This window comes from Kluyvera sp. EC_51, assembly GCF_019584505.1.
In the GTDB taxonomy this organism is placed as follows: domain Bacteria; phylum Pseudomonadota; class Gammaproteobacteria; order Enterobacterales; family Enterobacteriaceae; genus Kluyvera; species Kluyvera sichuanensis.
The window spans coordinates 1-266 of the sequence record NZ_VDAG01000094.1 but is presented as its reverse complement, the minus strand read 5'-3'; the positions used below and the strand labels follow the sequence as shown (position 1 = coordinate 266).

Annotated in this window: 1 protein-coding gene; it reads right to left on the bottom strand. The window is 39.8% G+C overall.

Annotation, left to right across the window (positions count from 1 at the left end; all coding sequences use genetic code 11):
* The coding region (locus tag FHC49_RS24775) for an IS1 family transposase (RefSeq protein WP_097491765.1) at positions 1-58 on the bottom strand (58 nt) is incomplete at its 3' end.
* Between the last annotated feature and the right edge of the window lie 208 nt (positions 59-266).

The following is a 266-nucleotide window of genomic DNA, read 5'->3' as shown; positions in this document are numbered from 1 at the left end:
TACGCACCACCCCGTCAGTAGCTGAACAGGAGGGACAGCTGATAGAAACAGAAGCCACTGGAGCACCTCAAAAACACCATCATACACTAAATCAGTAAGTTGGCAGCATCACCGCTTATTCGCACCTTCCCTAGAGCAATATAATACATTTCTTACTGATTATGACTGGCTAGATAAAAAAGATGAAAAGCAAGCTATCTATTGCTGGGAGTATCTGAGAAATAAAAATATGATCCCCTTTTATTTAAAACCATATAACACTGCAA